Genomic DNA, 18,106 nt, shown 5'->3' with positions numbered 1-18,106 from the left:
GCTACGCCGGGTTCTTCCGGGTGAGGTCCGACCCGCAGATGGGACAGCGGTCGTGTTTCTCGTCGAACTCGCGGCCGCAGCCGGCGCACTGGAACCGCCAGTTGCGCTGTTCGTCGATGCCGTCGCGGGCGATGACCTTCACCGAGACGCCGAGGTGTTCGGCGACGTTCTGCATCGCGTAGTCGTCGGTGACGAGCGTCGCGTCGAGTTCGAAAGAGGTGGCGAGCAGCCGCATGTCGGTTTCCGAGAGCACGTCGGCGTCGCCGGTCTCGGTGGCGGCGCGGCCGATCGTCTCGACGGCACCCTCCGCGGGGATGTGGATGTGCATCCCCGCGCCCTCCATCGCGTCGAAGCGGAAGGCGTGTTCGCCCTCTAACTCGGCCTGGACGTCGGGAATCGAAGCGGTCTGCTCGTCGGTGTGGTACTCGTGGATGAACGCCGAAGAATCGAGGACTTGCATCTACCTAGCGCTGGACGACGATGTAATCTTTCACCGCTTTGACGTGGCTGACCGGGATTCGGAAGCGACCCGCGTCGTCGCGGTCGAACGACCCCGTGTCGACGCCGAGCGCCTCCTCGTCGGGGGTGACGAGCAGGTCCGAGAGCGCGCCCGTCTTGTGGTTCATCGTGATGTTGTACAGCATGCCGAGTTCGGTCCCGTCCGAACCCATGACGGCTTTGCCCGAGAGGTTCTCGGCGAGTATGTCGGCCATAGCCGCCTATTCGAGTCCGGTCACATAAACGCCACGGGGTCGTCTGACGAGCGTCTGTCGGGACCCGCCGCGTCGAACGTCCAACCCGAGACGAACGTCTCTTTTTCGTGTGTCTCTCCGTCGATGAAATCACCGTCAGACGGAGTTGAAACACTTAACTTCGGTCCCCGATATTCGACGGATAAGAGAACTTCTCCGGGGCGATTTTCATGTCAGATACGGACCAGCCACCACAAGCCGAGACGCTTCGCACACCCATCGTCGCCGTTCTGGGTCACGTCGACCACGGGAAAACCAGCCTCCTCGACAAGATTCGCGGGTCAGCCGTCAGCGAGGGCGAGGCCGGGGCGATTACCCAACACATCGGGGCCACCGCCGTGCCGCTCGACACCGTGTCGGCGATGGCCGGCAGCCTCGTCGACCCCGACGACTTCGATTTGCCCGGCTTGCTGTTCATCGACACGCCGGGGCACCACTCCTTCTCGACGCTTCGCTCGCGCGGCGGCGCGCTCGCCGACATCGCCATCCTCGTCGTCGACGTGAACGACGGCTTCCAACCGCAGACCGTCGAGGCGCTCGACATCCTCAAGCGGACGGGGACGCCGTTCGTCGTCGCCGCCAACAAAGTCGACACCACGCCGGGGTGGAACCCGCAGGAGGGGTCGCCCATCAAGCCGTCGTACGACGGTCAGAGCGACCGCGCGCGACAGATGCTCGACACCAACCTCTACGAGATAATCGGCCAACTCTCCGACGAAGGGCTGTCGGCTGACCTCTACTGGCGCGTCCAGAACTTCCAGAACAACGTCGGCGTCATCCCCGTCTCGGCGATGACCGGCGAGGGGATTCCCGACCTGCTCGCCGTCCTGATGGGCCTCTCCCAGCGGTACATGAAAGCCGAGATGGCCGTCGACATCGCCGGTCCCGGCGCGGGGACGGTGCTCGAAGTCAAGGAGGAGCGAGGCTTCGGCGCGACGCTCGACGTGGTGCTGTACGACGGCACCGTCCGCGAGGGCGACACCATCGTCGTCGGCGGCACCAACGGCCCCATCGTCACCGAGATTCGTGCGCTGTTGCAACCGCAACCGCTCGCCGAGATTCGCACCGAGAAACGCTTCGAGCGCGTCGACGAAGTGAAGGCCGCGGCGGGTGTGAAGATCGCCGCCCCCGACCTCGACGAGGCGATGGCGGGCGCCCCGGTGCGCGTCGTCAGAAGCCGCGACGTCGACGACGTGATTCAGGACGTCCAGGCCGAACTCGCCGAGATAGAGGTCAGCACCGAAGAGGAGGGCGTCGTCGTGAAAGCCGACACCCTCGGCAGTCTGGAGGCGATGGCGAACGCGCTGAAAGAGGCCGAAATTCCGATTCTCCGCGCGGAGGTCGGCGACGTGGCCCCCCGAGACGTGGCCGTCGCCGGAACCGCCCGCGAGGACGAGCACAAGGTCATCCTCGCGTTCAACGTCGACGTGCTGCCGAACGCCGACGACGAACTCGACCACAGTAACGTGCGGCTGTTCGACGACGACGTCATCTACCAACTCATCGAGGAGTACGAGGCGTTCGTCGACGAGCGCAAGCGCGCCCAGCAGGAAACGGTGCTCGACAAGATCGTCCGCCCGGCGCGCTTCCGCATCCTCCAGGACCACGTGTTCCGTCAGAACGACCCCGCCGTCGTCGGCGTCGAGATAATGTCCGGGACCCTGAAGAACAACATGCGCGTCGTGAAGTTCGACGGCGACAAGCCGACGCGAGTCGGCCAACTCTCGGGCATCCAAGAGCAGGGCGAGGACGTCAAACAGGTCCGCGCGGGCAACCGCGTCAGCGTCGCTATCGACGGCCCGACGGTCGGCCGCCAGATAGACGAGGGCGACGAACTGTGGGTCGAACTCCCCGAGAAACACGCGAAGATTCTCGAACAGGAACTGTCGAGCGAGATTCCGGGCGACGAGTTGGAGGCGCTACAGGGGTACCTCGACAAACACCGCCGCCGCGACCCGTTCTGGGGGAAGTAGACCGGTCGAATCGACCGCCGAGTAGCCGGCGAGACGTGACGACTGCGGCGGTGACGGTTCGTACGTTACGCAGAACCCCCCAGTTGGTCACGAGTGCGTGACGTGAAGTGAAATTTTAGTAGTCCGCTCCCGTTACTGTCTCGTGAGGTGGTGAGTAATGAGTGTCAAAATCGACAGACCCGGTAGTACCGCCGTTCCGACGACGCGCGTCTCGCGCTACGACCTGCTGTTGGCACTCATCCCGACGTTGCTGTTGGCCGGCCTCCTCGCGGGACTGCTGTCGACACTCTCGCTCGCACACGGTGCTGCACTCGGCGGCCTCGTCGCCGCGACGCTGGTAGGGTACGGGTTGTTTGTCGATTCGCCGGTCGACCCGACGACCCGACCGCCGGGCGGCGCACGCCGTGCGAAGAGCCACGACAGATATCGACGGTAGCGAAAACGCGGCGTCGCGCGGCGTCCTCTCTCCTGTGACGTGACCGACGAGCCGAGAGAACGCTCTCGGCGGTCGGGATACCGGAGAGAAGACCTGAACGACTGTTTATCGCGCTGTCGGCGTCATGCCGTCGCCGACGGCGGCCATCGCCTGCATCGCGGCGCTCGCGGCGAGTCCGCGGGCGACCTCGCGGCGGTCGTCGTCGTCGAGGCCGGATTCGAGGTCGTCGACGTCGGGGGTGAATCCGGCGCTGACGGCGTGGCCCGCCGGGGGGTGGACGGCGACGGTCGCTCGCGGACCGTTCGAGTCGTAGGAGAGCTCGGAGCCGATAGCGTAGCCGTCGGGGAGATACTCGCGGGTCTGGGCGACGATGCTGGCGACCGCTCGGCGGAGCTGTTGGCGCTCGTCGCCGGTAAGCTCCGTCGACAAATTCGGCTGGTCGGTGTCGACGGCGTCCGGAACGCCCGCAAAGGGGGTGTTTCCGTTCATACTAACTCAATCGTCCGCTTTAGGCGGTAACCGACTAAAAAGGCGTCGGCAGGAGCAAACCTACAGAATCGGTTCGCTCTCCCCGTAGGCCGCGACGACGAGCGCCGTCGTGTACTCGCCCGAGTCGGCCTCGGCGGACGCGACCTCGACGCGTTCCTCCTCGAACGTCCACTCTCGGAGGTCGCGCCCGGCGTCGAGACCGGCCGTCACCCGCTCGCGGACGGTCTCGGCGTCGGTCTCGCCCGCCGACTCGTAGAACAGCCCCGGTCCGGGTCCGGTCGTCCATCCGAGGCCGGCCGAGACGCGACCCGGTCCGGCGGCGGTCGCGCGCGCCTCGACGACGGTGAGCCGTTCACCGGCCGGGCCGAGGTCGGGTGCGGTGCCGACGTACTCCACGTCGGCGTCGGCGGGGACGACGGAGGAGACGGCGACGAGGTTGTAGTTGTGGATGTTCGCTTCGGCGAGGGCGGCGTCGTACGACGACATCGGCGTCGGGCCCGTGGCGACGCCGCTCACGACGCGAATCGTGCTCATTACCGGAAGACGAGGCGGCGAGAAGTAAGCGCTTGCGAAAACAGGTCGGTGGTTAGTACTGGTAGTCGGTGAACTCGCCGACCGGGTCGTCGTCGGTCTCGACGAGTTTCTCGCGGGCGTCCTCGAAGTCCTCCATTCTCACTTCGGTGCGCTCGTCGCGGATGGCGAACATCCCCGCCTCGGTGGTGAGGCTGGCGATGTCCGCGCCGCTGAACCCGTCGAGGTCGTCGGCGAGCGCTTCGAGGTCCACGTCGTCGGCGACGTTCATCCGACTCGTGTGGATTTCGAGGATGCGCCGACGGCCCTCCTCGTTCGGTTTCGGCACCTCGATGAGGCGGTCGAACCGCCCCGGTCGGAGGATGGCCTCGTCGAGCATGTCGAAGCGGTTCGTCGCCGCGATGATGCGGATGTCGCCGCGCTCCTCGAAGCCGTCCATCTCGCTGAGCAACTGCATCATCGTCCGCTGGACCTCGGCGTCGCCGGAGGTCTTCGAGTCCGTCCGTTTCGAGGCGACGGCGTCTATCTCGTCGATGAAGATGACGGCGGGTTCGCGCTCGGCGGCCAGGGAGAACAGGTCGCGGACCAGTCGCGCCCCCTCGCCGATGAACTTCTGGACGAGTTCGGAGCCGGCCATCTTGATGAAGGTGGCGTCGGTCTGGTTGGCGACGGCTTTGGCGAGCATCGTCTTGCCGGTGCCCGGCGGGCCGTAGAGGAGCACGCCGGACGGCGGGTCGACGCCGACCTCCTCGAACAGTTCCGGCGAGGCCAGCGGGTCCTCGACGGCCTCTTTGACCTCCCGAATCTGCTCCTCGATGCCGCCGATGTCGTCGTAGGCGACGTCGGGTGACTCGTCGACCTCCATCGCCTGCGCTCGGGCGTCGGTCTCGTCGTCGAGGATTCGCTGGACGGCGAAGGAGTCGTTGATGGCGACGCGGTCGCCCGCCTCCAGTCTGTTCTCCAGTTGCGGCGACACCTCGGTCAGCACCTCCTGGTTGTTGCCGTGCTGTTTGATGACGACGCCGTCGCCGGTCACCTCCTCGACGGACGCGAGGTACAGAGACGCCTTCTTCAGGGTGTCGTTGCGGCGTTTCAACTGGTCGACCTCCGACTGGAGGTCGCCCATCCGGTCGTCGGCTTCTGTCAACCGTTCGTCTAACTCCTCGTTGACCTGGACGATGCGTGCGAAGTGCTTCTGCATCGCGGCGAGCCGCTCGGCGTCCGACATCTCTGGGTCGAGGTCGAGCCGGGGGCGGTCGGGGAGCGAGGGACTCCGAGACATTATCTACCCGAACCATGGGGATGCGCGTAAATGGGCCTTTGGGTCACGAAACTCGGCAGCGAAGTTACACGAAAACCGGCGAGCGGCCGAGAGCTGTCGGGTTTCCGAACGCCGCCGACGCTAGAGCACGCCCGCCTGCTCGGCGCGGGCGACGACGTTCTTCGCCATCTTGTTCGTCGCCTCGTCGACCATCTCGCCGTCGACGGAGACCGCGCCGCGGCCCTCGCTGGTCGCCGTCTCGTAGGCGTCGACGATGCGCCGCGCCTTCTCGGCCTCCTCGGTGTCGGGAGCGAACACCTCGTTGGCCGGCTCGATTTGGCTCGGGTGGATGGCCCACTTGCCGTCGCAGCCGAGCAGACTCGCGTGCCGACAGGAGTCGCGGAATCCCTCGGTGTCCTCGATGTCGGCGAACGGCCCGTCGATGAGCTGGAGCCCCCGTGCCTTCGCGGCGTGGGCGAGTCGAGCCAGCTGGTAGTGCCAGTAGTGGCCCGGGTAGTTCTCACCGCTGCCGATGGTGAGTCCGGCTGCGCCGACGCTGGCGGTGTAGTCGCCGGGACCGAACACGAGCGACTCGATTCGCTCGCTCGCGGCGGCGATTTCGGGGGCGTTGTTCATCCCCTCGGCGCTCTCGATCTGGGTCTGCAGCCCGATTTCGCCCACCGGGAGGCCGTTGTTCGCCTCGACCTGCGCGAGCAGGTTCTCGACCGTTCTGACCGTGGCCGGGTCGTGGACCATCGGCACCATGATGCTGTCGAGGTACTCGCCCGCCTCGCCGACGACCTCGATCACGTCGTCGTACCACCACTGGGTGTCGACGCCGTTCATCCGGAAGCACGGGCGCGTCTCGCTCCAGTCGTAGTCGACGAGGCCCTCGACGACGTTTCGGCGCGAGTCGATCTTCTCGTTCGGCGCGACCGAGTCTTCGAGGTCGAGGAACGCCTCGTCGGCCCCGGAGTCGGGCGCTCGCTCTATCATCTTCGGGTCGCTGCCGGGCGTCGCCAGCTGGCTCCGGCGCAGCGTGACGTCGGGCATCTAATCGCCTCCCTCCGTGCCGATGGGGTCGGTCTGTTCCTCGCTGTAGCCCGCCGACTCCTCGATGCGCGACCGGGCCTCGGCGTCGAAGCGCATCTCGGTCTCCTGATACCGGTCGACGAACGAGAGTTCGTGGTGCGATTCGGTCGGGTGCCCGAGGTAGCGCGATTCGAGGTCGAACTGCGCCTCCTCGCCGTCCTCGGCCAACTTCTGGAAGTCCTCGTAGACGGCGTGTGCGCCCGAGTGGAGGCCGAACAGCGTGATGAAGATGTAACCGTACCCCAACTCGCCGAGTTCGGCGAACGTGAGGGGGTCGTCCTCCTCGGACCACGCGAACGACGACGAGTAGTTGAACGCCAGCGTCAGGTCGGGGTGGGTCTCGTGAATCTCCTCGGCGTAGCGAATCGCGTCTTCCCGACTCGGGTCGGGCATCTCCGGCCAGACGATGTCGACGCCGGCGTCGGCGTAGATGCGCCCGCGTTCGAGATGTTCCTCCCAGTCGCCGTTCGCCGAACCGTACGCGTCGGTCCGGGCGATGATGACCGTGTCCTCGGACTGCTTGGCGTCGACGGCGGCCTCGAAGCGCGCGCGGGCCTGCTCTCGGGAGACGATCTGCTTGCCCGCGATGTGGCCGCAGCGCTTCGGCGTCGTCTGGTCCTCGATGTGGATTGCGGCGGCCCCGGCCTTCTCGTACTCGCGGACCGCCCGGCGGACGTTGTGAACCCCTCCGTAGCCGGTGTCGCAGTCGGCGACGACCGGGATGTTGCAGGCGTCGACGATACGCTTCGCGTTCTCGACCATCTCGGTCATCGACACCATCTCCAAATCGGGGAAGCCGAACTGGCCGAGCACGGTGGAGTAGCCGCTCATGTAGGCGGCGTCGTGACCGGTCATCTCGGCGAGGCGCGCGTCGAGCGCGTGGTAGAGCCCGGGCGCGAACACGTACGGCTGTTCGTCCAGCTTTCGGCGGAACTCGCGGCCCATCGGGTTGTCGAGGTCGCGGGTCGTGATGGCGTCGCCGGTGGGCCGCTCGTCACTATCGCCCGGCGGCGTCTCGCCGTTCTGGCTCATCGGCGTTCCTCCGGTCGGGCCGTCTCGGTCTGTCGCTCCTGTCTGTCCAGCGCGCGTTCGAGCCGGGTGATCTGACGCTTCAGGCTCGTCAACTCGGTCCGGAACTCGCGTCGCGTGTCGGTCGTCTCGTCGGTCTGGATGAAGGGGACCAGCGGCGCGTCCGCCTCGCTCTCAGTAGGTCGCATCGAAGTGGTTCGAATGGTGGTCTGCGGCGTTCGGCGGTCGGTTCTCGTATTCTGGTCGCGTCGCGTCGGATCGGTGTAGGTCATATGGGTGGTCTCGGTCGCTGAATCGGTCGGCTGTCGGTTCGAGAGTCGGGCGCTGTGCGGGTCGTGGGATGTACGTGTACTGCCATGCTGATTCACCGCATCAGGAGGGACTGGGAAATGAGCAATAAAGGTAATGATTGATAATGATAATATTTGTTAATGGCTTATTTCGCGTAAGAGGTGTCTAAGTGATGGATGTTATCATCTAACACGGTTCGGCGAGAACACGAGAGTATCGAAGCGAAAGCAGAGAGGAAAAAGCAGAGCGACGGCTATTCGAGGTCGAGCAACTCGGCGACGCGGTCGAGGTAGTCGCCGTAGACGCCCAGCGCGTCCTCGATAGGCTCCGGAGAGGTCATGTCGACGCCCGCCGTCTCCAGTACTTCCATCGGGTACGCGCTCCCGCCCATCGCGAGCGCCTCGCGGTAGTCGGCAGCGGCGTCATCGCCCTCGTCGAGGATGCGCTCGACGACGGCGACGGCGGCGCTGATGCCCGTGCTGTACTGGTAGACGTAGTAGTTGTAGTAGAAGTGGGGAATCCGCATCCACTCGCGGGCGATGCGGTCGTCGACCTCGGCGGGTTCGTAGAACTCCGCTTTCAGGTCACCGTACAGTTGGTCGAACGCGTCGGGGGTGAGCGGTTCGCCCGCCTCGACCGCCTCGTGAATCTGGAGTTCGAAGTCGGCGAACATCGTCTGGCGGTACAGCGTCGAGCGGAACCGTTCGAGGTACTCGTCGAGGACGTGGCGGCGCAGTTCGTCGCTCTCGGCGTTTTCGAGCAGGTAGTGGGTGAGAAGCGTCTCGTTGACCGTGCTCGCCACCTCGGCGACGAAAATCTCGTAGTCGGCGTACTGCCACGGTTGTTCGTTCTTCGCCAGCTCGGAGTGCATCGAGTGGCCGAGTTCGTGCGCCAGGGTGAACATCGAGGTGATGTCGTCCTGGTAGTTCATCATGATGAACGGCTGGGTGTCGTACGTGCCCGAGGAGTACGCCCCGGCGCGCTTACCGCGGTTCTCGTACACGTCGACCCAGCGGTCCTCTAATCCTTCGGCCATCCGCTGTTGGTACTCCTCGCCGAGCGGTGCGACGGCCTCGACGACGTACTCCTTCGCTTGCTCGTAGCTAATTTCGGGGCCCTCCTCGCCCGTCAGCGACATGTAGAGGTCCCACATCTGGAGGTCGTCGACGCCGAGCGCCTGCCGCTTCAGGTCGGCGTGTCGGTGGAGTTTGTCGAGGTTGTCGCGGACCGTCTCCAGGAGGTTGTCGTACACCTCGACGGGGACGTTCGGCCCGTCGAGCGCCGCTTCGCGGGCGGTGTCGTAGTTACGGGCTTCGGCAAGTTTCACGTCGGCTTTGACGCTGTTTTTCAGCGAACTACCCACCGAGTTTCTGACGTCCTCCCACTCGTCGTAGAACTGCTCGTGGACCTCCTTTCGGAACTCGCGGTTCGGATGCTTCTGGAGTTTCGTGAAGTTGCCCTGCGAGATCTCTATCTCGTCGCCGTCGGGGTCTTCCACCGTCGGGAACGTCAGGTCGGCGTTGGCGAGCATCGAGTAGAAGTCGCTCGGCGCGCCCATCACCTCCGAGAGGTCCGCGAGCAGTTCTTCGACCTCCTTCGAGCGCGTGTGCGGCTTCGCCCGGAGCACGTCGTCGAAGTAGTGTTCGTACTCAGCGAGCGCGGGTTCGTCGTCGACGTACGCTCGCACGTCGTCCTCGTCGAGCTCCTGCAGTTCAGGTTCGACGAAACTGGCGGCGCTCTGAGCGTTCGCCGCCAACGACTGCGCCCGCGCCGACAGCGCCTGATACTCCTGGTTCCGGGTGTCCTCGCTGGCTCGGAGCTGCGCGTAGGAGGTGACCTTCGAGACGTCGCGCATCACCGATTCCAGCAGTTCGAGCAGTTCGTACAGCGTCTCGGCGTCCTCGGCCGCTCGACCCTCGTAGGCCGCGATGTCGTCGATGCGCGACTCGACGTCCGCGTACGCCTCGTTCCAGTCGTCGTCGGAGGCGTAGATGCTCTCCAGGTCCCACTTGTACTCCTCGTCGATGTCGCCGCGTTCGGGAACCGAACTCATGGTTGGAGGTTAGCCGGTGCGAGGGTAAACTTTGCCAAGTCGAAACACGGCAACAGTTGCCGAGGAGTTCTCGGTGACAGGAACGCCGGACGGGAGAGCGGCGGACGACGGAGCCGAGGCGAGACAGCGACTTCCGCGAACCGAGCACCTATGCCACGGTGTGCCCAACCGCGGGCTATGTCCGAACAGGAGACGACGCCGGGCGACGCCGCAGTGGCCGGCGACGCCGCAGATACGACAGACGGGTTCGCCGCCGCGATTGGCCGCACGTGGACCGACGACCGGCCGTGGAACTTCATCACCGACCTCACCGCACTCGGCGACCGGATGGGCGGCAGCGCAGGAGAGAGACGAGCGGCCGACCTCGTCGCCGACGCGTTCGAGGACGCGGGCGTCGACGACGTCGGACTCGACACGTTCGAGATGAACCAGTGGACACGCGGGTGGACCGAGCTCGAACTCACCGCGCCTGTCGAACGGCCGTTCGACGCCATCGCGCTTCCGTACTCGCCGTCGGGCGACGTGGAGGCCGAACTCGTCGACGTGGGCTACGGCACGCCCGACGAGATAGCAGCCGAGGACGTCGACGGGAAGATAGTCGTCGCGAGCACCACGACGCCCTCCGGCCGGTTCATCCACCGGATGGAGAAGTACGGCTGTGCGGTCGAGGCGGGCGCGGAAGCGTTCGTCTTCGTCAACCACATCGAGGGCCAGCTACCGCCCACGGGCTCTCTCACCTTCGGCGACGAGGGGTCGGTCCCGGCCGTCGGCGTGAGCAAGGAGACAGGCGCGTGGCTGAAGGAGTACGCCGCGAACAACAGTGGGGAGACCGGTCGCCTCCGTATCGCCGTCGAAGCCGAGACCACACCGGGAGAAAGTCAGAACGTCGTCGGGCACGTCGGACCGAACACGGACGAGGAACTGCTCCTGCTCGCGCACTACGACGCCCACGACATCGCCGAAGGCGCGCTCGACAACGGCTGCGGCATCGCCACCGTCGTCACGGCCGCCCGGATTCTCGCGCAGGTCGACCTCGACGTCGGCGTCCGCGTCGCCGGCGTCGGCTGCGAGGAGATCGGGCTCTTGGGTGCCGAGCGCGTCGCCGAGACGACCGACCTGAGCGAGGTGAAAGCCGTCGTCAACGTCGACGGCGCGGGGCGGTTCCGCAACCTCGTCGCGCTCACGCACAACTCCGACGCGATGAGCGCCGCCGCCGAGCGAATCGACGAGTCGACCCGTCAGCCGATAAACGTCGACGACGCGCCGCACCCGTTCAGCGACCACTGGCCGTTCGTGCGCGAGGGCGTCCCCGCGTTCCAACTCCACAGCGACAGCGGCGAGCGGGGCCGCGGCTGGGGTCACACCCACGCCGACACCCGCGACAAGGTCGACGACCGCAACATCCGTGAGCACGCCATCCTCACGGCGCTGCTCGTCGACGACCTGGCGACGGCGGACGCCCCACGACTTGACCTCGACGACCTCGCCGCCACGTTCCGCGAGAACGATTTCGAGGTGGGGATGCGCGCGGCCGACCTCTGGCCGGCCGAGTGGGAGTGACTACGCTCTCGTCCCGTCGAGCACCGTCTCGCAGACGCGCGTTCTGACCGCGCTCTCCACGCGCGACGCGCCGAACACCTCTTTCACTGTCGTTATCGCGTCTTCGTCGCGCTCGAACTCGACGCCCGGGTAGTCGACGTCGGTGAGCACCAACCCGCCCGCGGGTGCGGGCGGAATTCCCTCGCGGCCCTCCAGCGAGTCGGCGGCGAACGCTCGCTCGATTCGCTCCGTCGGCGCTCCGGAGCCGACGATACGGACGAGCGAGACGACCCGGCGGACGAGTTCGCGGGCGAACCCCGGCGCGGAGACGGTGAGAACGAGAAACTCGCCGTCGCGCCGGAGCGACCCCGACAGCTCTCGAACCGTGTTTCGGTCGTCGGGCGTGAGATTGTCGAAGTCGTGTTCGCCGCAGAGCGCCGAGAGCGCCGCCCGCGCTCGGTCGTCGTCGACGGCGGCGTAGGGGTCCGGCGTCGGGTAGTCGGCGTCGTCGCCATCGCCGCCGTCGCGTCCACTGCCTGACGGCGCGTAGAGGTGGTACGTGTACTCGCGCCGAGTCGCGTCGTGCGTCGCGTGGAAGTCGTCGGGAACGTCGGCTGCAGCCCACGCGCGGACGGTTCCCGGGAGCTCGCTGTTGACCGCTCCCGGCGTACACCAGTCGGGACAGTCGAAGGCGACGGTCTGCGCGACGGCGGAGACGCCAGCGTCGGTACGTCCCGCGGCGGCGTAGCCCGACGGCCGATGGCGCGTCTCGTCGTAGACGCCGAGTTTCGCCAGCGCGTCGAACAGCGCCCCCTCGACCGTCGGCACGTCGGGCTGGCGCTGGAAGCCGTAGTAGGGCTGGCCGTCGTAGGCGAGGCGGAACGCGCGCATAGCCGACCGTTCGGACGAGAGAACTTTAACGAGGACGACTCGCGTCGTCGGTCTCACTCTCGGTGTCACGGACGGTCAACACCGGAACGGGGGCGTTTCTGACGACGCGCTCGGCGACGCTCCCGAGCACCACGCGCCTGACGCCGCGGCGGCCGTGCGTGCCGACGACGACGACGTCGACGTCGTGACCGGTCGCGTAGTCGACGATGGCGCTGGCGGGAGAGCCGTGTTCGACGGCCGTCACGACGGGGACGTCCACGGCCGCTCCGGCTTCCGCAACGGCGTCGACGGTCTCCTGCGCCTGCTCTTCGAGCGCGTCGAAGACGGGCGTCGCCCGGATGTCGACGTCGGTGTACACCCTCGTGTCGACGACTGTGAGCGCGTGGAGCGTCGCTCCGTACTGTTTCGCGAGGTCGAGCGCGTGGTCGACTGCCGCCTCCGAAGGGTCGCTGCCGTCGGTGGCGACGAGAATCGTATCGTACATCGTAGATCACCATGGAGGCCTACAGCACGGAGATACGTGTGTGTTTGCTGGCCGGTCGCGCTACGGTCGACCGCGAACGGCGTCGACCGCGCGCAGTAGCACTACGTCGACGGCGCCGAACACGCCGCCGACGAGCGCGCCGACGGCGGCCGAGACGAGCGCCGCGAGCAGTCCGATGGCGAGCACCGCGAGCACGGACGCACCCCCGATGACCAGAAAAGCCGAAGAGGCCACCAGTGGAGCGAGGAGGAAGCAGACGCCGGTGACGCCGCCCCAGAGCGTCGCCCGTTTCGCGGCCGCTCGGGAGTCGAACCCGTCTCCGTCCCACGCGCCGGCGAGCGCGCGCCGGTTGGTCCACCACGTGAGCGCCCAGAGGTACGCAAAGACGCCCAGTCCGACCGCGGTGTTCAACCCCGAGAGGAGCTCTCCGAGCGGCCCGGCGACGTGGAGCGCGACGACGAGAACGACCACCAGCGCCGTGACGTGAAACGTCGCGAGACCCCAGACGGCCAGCGCGGGGAGCGGTCGCCTCCCCTCGGTCTCTGCGTCCGGTCCGTGTCGGTTCTGCCCTCTGGTACACTCGCCCACCGGCGGCTCAGCCATGCGCTAGCACCTCTCCGAAGCCGACGAGTGCGAGCAGCGTGAGGGTCGTAACGCCGTAGACGGTTCGGAGACGAGTAACCGAGATCGCGTCGTCACTCGGTCGCCCCGCCGCGAACGATATCCACAGCGTCCGGACCGCCGACCCCGCGAGAAACGCCGTCAGTATCGCCAGTTTGAGTGCGAGCGTCGTCCCCCACGTCGTCTCCAGAGGGGAGACACCGGGTCCGAGCGAGCCGAGATTCCCGACACCGGCGGCGACGACGACGCCGAGCGAGCCCCAGAAGAGCCACTCGTAGGTTGCTGCGACGGCGAGAGCGGTGTGCGCGGGGTCGATGCGGCCGGTCGAATCGGCTCGGTGGCTCGCCGCCCACGTCAGGGCGGCACCGCCGACGGCGACGGCGACCCCGGCGACGTGGAGCCACCGAACGAGGAGGGCAGTCGGATGCGAGAGGACCATCCGTCGGCGATACGTGTAATTGAAACATAATTATTTCCCAGAACTGGTTTCTCGTCTACGACCCGGAGAGCGAACACGCGCCCCCGCGGACCGCCGTTCAGACGTAGTCGTCGTACCGCGGCGCGTCGCGGTCGCCGGGGAAGTCGTCGACGGGCGCGGTCGTCTGTTCGCCGCTCTCCATCTCCTTCACCGTCACCTCGTCGTTCTCGAGGTCCTGCTCGCCGACGATGACGACCGTCTCCGCGCCGATGCTGTCGGCGTAGCCCATCTGCGCGCCGAAGCTCCGCCCCGAGACGTCGGTCTCGACGGTGTTGCCCGCCGCGCGCAGGTCGCGGGCGACGCGGCTGGCGACCGACCGGGTGTCGCCGACCGAGAGGACGTAGTAGTCAGTCGAGGCCGCTCCCTCGGGCCAGACGCCCGCGCGTTGCAGGAGGAGGTTCAGCGGCGCGTGGCCGGGCGCGACGCCGACGGCGGGCGTCGGCTGGCCGCCGAAGCTCTCGATGAGGTCGTCGTAGCGCCCGCCGCCGAACACCGAGCGGCCGACCTCGCCCGTCGAGTCGAAGCACTCGAAGACGACGCCGGTGTAGTAGTCCAGTCCGCGGGCGGTCGTCAGCGAGACGGTGCAGTACTCGCGCGCGCCGAAGTCCTCGGCGGCGGCGAGCACCTCGTGGAGGTTGTCGACGGCCGTCTCCACGTCGTCGCCGCCGAACTCCGCGATCTCGTCGAGGTCGCCGCCCGCGACGAGGGCGTCGAACTGCTCGGCGTCGTCCCACGAGAGACCCGCGTCGGTGAGAAGCCCGAGGTACTCGGTCTCGTCGACTTTCGCGCGCTTGTCGACGGCTCGGATGGCGGCGCGAGTGTCGACGTCGGGACGGAACGAGGTGAGGAGACCGCCGAGAATGTCGCGGTGCGAGACGCGGAACTCGAAGTCCTCCGCTGAGAGACCGAGGTCGGTCAGTGCGTCGGCCGCGAAAGCCAGAATTTCGGCGTCGGCTTCTGGCTCCGACGAACCGAAGATGTCGACGTTCGTCTGGTAGAACTCCCGGAATCGACCCTGTTGGACCTGCTCGTAGCGCCAGAATGGACGAGTAGAGACCCACTTGATGGGTTTCGATAGCGCCTGCTGTTTGGCGACGACCATCCGCGCGACCGTCGGCGTCAATTCCGGCGTCAGCGCGACCTCGCGGCCGCCTTTGTCGGTAAATGCATAGAGTTCGTCGACGATCTCCTCGCCGGATTTGTCGACGTACATCTGCGTCCGTTCGAGCGCGGGCGTTCCCACCTCGCGGAAGCCGTACCGCGCGGCGGCGTCCTCCAGCGTGTCGATGACCTCCCGTCGGGGAGCCATCTCGTCGGGGTAGAAGTCACGAAACCCCTTGAGTCGGTCGTACATGCACGGTGCTTTGCGGAGCGGTCGCTTGAAGCCTGTCCTTTCGTCGGGCGAACGACGGGAGTGAACGTTCAAATACGGTGACGGAACCACTCCCGCGGGTGCACTAACGAATCGACGCAACGCGGCCGAGGCGGGTGTGCGACGCGCCGCTTGCGGACCCGAGACGGAGTCGCCTGTTAGCCACGCAAAATAGCCGCTCGAAATCGGCGTTCAGAACCAGCCGAGAGCCGCACCGAACGTCCCGGAATCGAGCGCGATGAGGCCGACGCCGAAGACCGCCAGCGCCGCGGCGACGAGTCGCGTCCCGAAGAACTCCTCGCGGAGGAGCACGCCACCGAGAACGACGGCGACCACCGCCTGCGTGTTGATGATGGGCGAGGCGATACTCGCCGGCACCGCCGCGAACGCCAACGACGTGACGTGCTCGCCGAGCGCGACGAGGAACCCGCCGACGGCGAGTTCGCCGAGCGTTCGTCGCGTGAGCGCGCCGTCGGACCACGACCGAACTGCGAAGGGGAGGACGACGACCGTGACGCCGCCGAGTAGAACGACGACCCACAGCTGCGGCTGGAGGCTCAGTTCCTGGAGCACGACGCGTTTTCCCACGTCGCTGACGGCGTAACAGGCGGCGCTCAACAGCGCGAGCTGCGCCGCCGTCGACGACGACGCTGCACGGATCGGGTCGGCCAGGCGTCCTCCCCGGTAGTTAGCGACGTAGACGGCCAGCGTCGCCACGACGACGCCCAGCATCTGAATCGGCGCGAGTCGCTCGTGCAGCAGCAGTATCTCTATCGGGAGGACGAACACGGGGACCACCTTGTTTATCGGCGCGACGTAGGAGACGTCGCCCGCGTCGAGCGCCCGGAGGAAGATGAGAAACGCCGCGCCCGTCGCGCAGATTGTCCCGACGAGGACGCCCAGCGCCTCGACGCCGAGCGACGCGAACGACGGCGTCTCCGAGGGCGACACGGACGTGAGAAGCACCGGAACGTACCAGGCGATCGCCGCCACGTTGACGAGGACGGTGAGAACCGAACCGGGAATCCCGTCGAAGTACCGTTTGAGGACGAACAGGTAGACGCCCCAGACGACGGCCGCGACGAGCGAGTACGAGATTCCCGAAGTCACGGCTACCGCTCGCGTCTACGACGACATGAGCGGTTCGATTACCGCCGATAGAGGCACCCGATATCGGGCGGGTACGTTCAGGCTGAAGCCTCCCCTCGACGGCGTTCCGGGGGTCGAACGTTCCGGGTTCGGAGAGCGAGGGCGCGCGCCGCCGGCGGGACAACCCGTCGACTGCCGCGTTCAGTCTAACAGCCCGTGGACGTACGTCTGTTCGTGTTCGGGGAAGACCTCGCCGACCGAGTCGGTACCGTACGTTTCGATGAGCAACTGCCGGAGTTCGCCCTCGTAATCGGCTTTCGGAACCGTGTCGCTCGGACCGACCTCGATGTCGAGCGTCTCCTCGACGAGTCGGTCGACCGCCCGGCGACCGAACCCCGACAGCGGCGCGAGGTAGTCGACGTCGTAACGGTCTTCGAGGCTCTGCGCCTGCGCGCGCGAGATGGTCGGAACGCGGTCGTCGCGGCGCGTGCCGTCGGCGATAGCGTCGTAGCCGAGTCCCGCGACGGCCTCCAGCGCCGCCTCGTGGACCTGCTGAATGCCGTTTCGTGGGTAGCCGTCGGCGTGCATCCGGTCGACGGCGTCGGCGGCGACGTTCTCGTCGAGTTCGACCGTCTCGAACGGGTAACCGAGCGTCTCCGCGGCCGTCTTCGCGTGCGTCCAGTCGTCGGTGAACCCGAAGTGTGCGGTCACGAGGTGCACGTCGTAGAACGAATCGAGCGTGAGGGCGGCGAGCGTCGAATCTTTGCCGCCGCTGTACAGGAGGGCCAGTTCCATCAGCGACGGCGGATGTTGAAGCGCTTCTTGTCGGGCTGGAGTTCCTTCAACAGCTGTTTCATCTGCTCTTCGTCGATTTTCGACTGTATGCGGCCGCTCTGTGCGAGCGCGACGAGCTGCTGTTCGACCTGTTCGGCGAAGTCGGGTTTGCTCATCTGGACGGCGTTGAGACGCTGCCGCGCGCCGTCGGTGAGATACTGGCGCAGAATCGCGTCTTTCTGCGCCTGTGCGCGCTCCTCGGCGGCTTGCTGGGCTTCCTCGTTGCCTTGCTGTTGCTGCTGGCCTTCCGCTTGGTCTTGGAGCTCCTGCAGGCGTTCTCGACGGAGTTCGTCGAGCCGTTCGTCGTCGGGATTTCCGCTCATACACGAACTTTTCGCGCGCGGCAGAAAACGATTACGGACAGCCAGACGGCTGGCGGTCTCGAACCTCTGAAAAAGCGTGTGTGTCCTCTACGCGTAGCGTTCGAGTTCCGGACGGTCGAGCGACTCGAAGGCCGAGGCGGCGGCGTCGTCGAGGAACGCGCGGCCCTCGTCGCTGATACGCCGGCCGTCGCCGCCGGCGCTCTCGACGAGATCCTCTTCTTCGAGTTGCTGGAGGATGACGCGGATGATCTTCTTGCTGCCGGTGTCGGTGTGAGCTTTGGCGACGCGGTAGCGCGTCGACCCGCGCTTGCGGCCGCCGTACTCGACGGCGAGACGTTCGACGCCGAACGGACCCTTCGTGGCGAGTTTCCGGAGGACACTGGCCGCGCGAACGAACCAGAAGTCGTCGTTCTGGGGCGGGAGCTCTCGGCTCGAGCCGGTTTTGGCGAACTGAATCCAGTCGGGCTGTTCGATGCGGTCCTCGAGTCGGTCGGCGACCTCCTGAATGAGGTCGTCCGCCGGAACGTCATAGAGGGTTACCATGGCTACGAGTTCTGCGTAGCGCTGT

Annotated in this window: 21 protein-coding genes; 3 read left to right on the top strand and 18 right to left on the bottom strand. The window is 66.6% G+C overall.

Going from position 1 to position 18,106, the window contains the following annotated elements:
* Position 1: 1 nt before the first annotated feature.
* Both FCF25_RS01215 and FCF25_RS01210 read right to left on the bottom strand, forming a co-directional pair.
* Positions 2-460 (bottom strand): NOB1 family endonuclease, encoded by a 459-nt coding sequence (locus tag FCF25_RS01215; RefSeq protein WP_117594396.1) that lies wholly within the window; start codon positions 458-460, stop codon positions 2-4.
* 4 nt (positions 461-464) lie between these two features.
* Entirely contained in the window at positions 465-713 is a 249-nt protein-coding gene (locus FCF25_RS01210; protein ID WP_117594395.1) for a PRC-barrel domain-containing protein, read from the bottom strand.
* Positions 714-922: 209 nt separating this feature from the next.
* Between FCF25_RS01210 and infB the strand changes: the two genes are divergently transcribed.
* Entirely contained in the window at positions 923-2,725 is a 1,803-nt protein-coding gene (infB, locus tag FCF25_RS01205) for a translation initiation factor IF-2 (RefSeq protein ID WP_137047026.1), read from the top strand.
* A 157-nt stretch (positions 2,726-2,882) separates the two neighbouring features.
* On the top strand, positions 2,883-3,161 hold the full coding sequence (locus FCF25_RS01200; RefSeq protein ID WP_137047025.1) for a hypothetical protein: 279 nt from the start codon (positions 2,883-2,885) through the stop codon (positions 3,159-3,161).
* Positions 3,162-3,266: 105 nt separating this feature from the next.
* Here the strand turns inward: FCF25_RS01200 and FCF25_RS01195 are convergent, their stop codons facing one another.
* The 7 genes from FCF25_RS01195 to pepF form a co-directional block, all read right to left on the bottom strand.
* The gene (locus FCF25_RS01195) at positions 3,267-3,650 is read right to left on the bottom strand and encodes a DUF5811 family protein (protein ID WP_137047024.1); all 384 of its coding nucleotides are present in this window, start codon (positions 3,648-3,650) and stop codon (positions 3,267-3,269) included.
* Between the two features lie 60 nt (positions 3,651-3,710).
* Positions 3,711-4,184, bottom strand: coding sequence for a pyruvoyl-dependent arginine decarboxylase (locus FCF25_RS01190; protein WP_117594391.1), 474 nt, complete (start codon positions 4,182-4,184; stop codon positions 3,711-3,713).
* Between the two features lie 52 nt (positions 4,185-4,236).
* Positions 4,237-5,463, bottom strand: coding sequence for a proteasome-activating nucleotidase (locus FCF25_RS01185; RefSeq protein WP_117594390.1), 1,227 nt, complete (start codon positions 5,461-5,463; stop codon positions 4,237-4,239).
* 120 nt (positions 5,464-5,583) lie between these two features.
* A complete protein-coding gene (locus tag FCF25_RS01180; RefSeq protein ID WP_137047023.1) occupies positions 5,584-6,495 on the bottom strand; it encodes a CoA ester lyase in 912 nt (303 codons plus the stop codon).
* Complete coding sequence (gene aceA / locus FCF25_RS01175; protein ID WP_232819757.1) at positions 6,496-7,479, bottom strand: isocitrate lyase; 984 nt, start codon at positions 7,477-7,479, stop codon at positions 6,496-6,498. It abuts the gene before it with no gap.
* 83 nt (positions 7,480-7,562) lie between these two features.
* The gene (locus FCF25_RS01170; protein ID WP_254425874.1) at positions 7,563-7,751 is read right to left on the bottom strand and encodes a hypothetical protein; all 189 of its coding nucleotides are present in this window, start codon (positions 7,749-7,751) and stop codon (positions 7,563-7,565) included.
* A gap of 356 nt (positions 7,752-8,107) precedes the next feature.
* The gene (gene pepF / locus FCF25_RS01165) at positions 8,108-9,907 is read right to left on the bottom strand and encodes an oligoendopeptidase F (RefSeq protein WP_137047021.1); all 1,800 of its coding nucleotides are present in this window, start codon (positions 9,905-9,907) and stop codon (positions 8,108-8,110) included.
* Positions 9,908-10,084: 177 nt separating this feature from the next.
* On the opposite strand from pepF, the gene FCF25_RS01160 reads away from it, so the two are divergent.
* Positions 10,085-11,467, top strand: coding sequence for a M28 family peptidase (locus FCF25_RS01160; protein WP_137047020.1), 1,383 nt, complete (start codon positions 10,085-10,087; stop codon positions 11,465-11,467).
* On the opposite strand, the gene truA is transcribed toward FCF25_RS01160, so the two are convergent.
* From truA to FCF25_RS01115, 9 genes are all read right to left on the bottom strand, one after another.
* Positions 11,468-12,337, bottom strand: coding sequence for a tRNA pseudouridine(38-40) synthase TruA (gene truA, locus FCF25_RS01155; protein ID WP_117594383.1), 870 nt, complete (start codon positions 12,335-12,337; stop codon positions 11,468-11,470).
* Positions 12,338-12,362: 25 nt separating this feature from the next.
* Positions 12,363-12,821, bottom strand: coding sequence for a universal stress protein (locus FCF25_RS01150; RefSeq protein ID WP_117594382.1), 459 nt, complete (start codon positions 12,819-12,821; stop codon positions 12,363-12,365).
* 60 nt (positions 12,822-12,881) lie between these two features.
* Complete coding sequence (locus FCF25_RS01145; protein WP_137047019.1) at positions 12,882-13,424, bottom strand: hypothetical protein; 543 nt, start codon at positions 13,422-13,424, stop codon at positions 12,882-12,884.
* Positions 13,417-13,881, bottom strand: a complete 465-nt coding sequence (locus FCF25_RS01140) for a hypothetical protein (protein ID WP_137047018.1) — start codon at positions 13,879-13,881, stop codon at positions 13,417-13,419. The genes FCF25_RS01145 and FCF25_RS01140 overlap by 8 nt, the downstream gene beginning before the upstream one ends.
* Before the next feature lie 97 nt (positions 13,882-13,978).
* Entirely contained in the window at positions 13,979-15,274 is a 1,296-nt protein-coding gene (gene hisS / locus FCF25_RS01135; RefSeq protein ID WP_137047017.1) for a histidine--tRNA ligase, read from the bottom strand.
* A gap of 210 nt (positions 15,275-15,484) precedes the next feature.
* Positions 15,485-16,402, bottom strand: coding sequence for an EamA family transporter (locus FCF25_RS01130; protein ID WP_137047016.1), 918 nt, complete (start codon positions 16,400-16,402; stop codon positions 15,485-15,487).
* Between the two features lie 180 nt (positions 16,403-16,582).
* Positions 16,583-17,176: an alpha hydrolase gene (locus FCF25_RS01125; RefSeq protein ID WP_137047015.1), complete on the bottom strand. Its 594-nt coding sequence runs from the start codon at positions 17,174-17,176 to the stop codon at positions 16,583-16,585.
* Entirely contained in the window at positions 17,176-17,538 is a 363-nt protein-coding gene (locus FCF25_RS01120; RefSeq protein ID WP_117594376.1) for a DNA-binding protein, read from the bottom strand. Before FCF25_RS01120 ends, FCF25_RS01125 begins: the two co-directional genes overlap by 1 nt.
* Before the next feature lie 87 nt (positions 17,539-17,625).
* Entirely contained in the window at positions 17,626-18,081 is a 456-nt protein-coding gene (locus tag FCF25_RS01115) for a 30S ribosomal protein S19e (RefSeq protein ID WP_117594375.1), read from the bottom strand.
* Between the last annotated feature and the right edge of the window lie 25 nt (positions 18,082-18,106).

Origin of the sequence: Haloprofundus sp. MHR1 (assembly GCF_005155585.1) — an archaeon.
GTDB classification, from domain to species: Archaea; Halobacteriota; Halobacteria; order Halobacteriales; family Haloferacaceae; genus Haloprofundus; species Haloprofundus halophilus.
The sequence above is the reverse complement of the archived record's forward strand: the minus strand, read 5'-3'. Positions and strand labels throughout refer to the sequence as shown.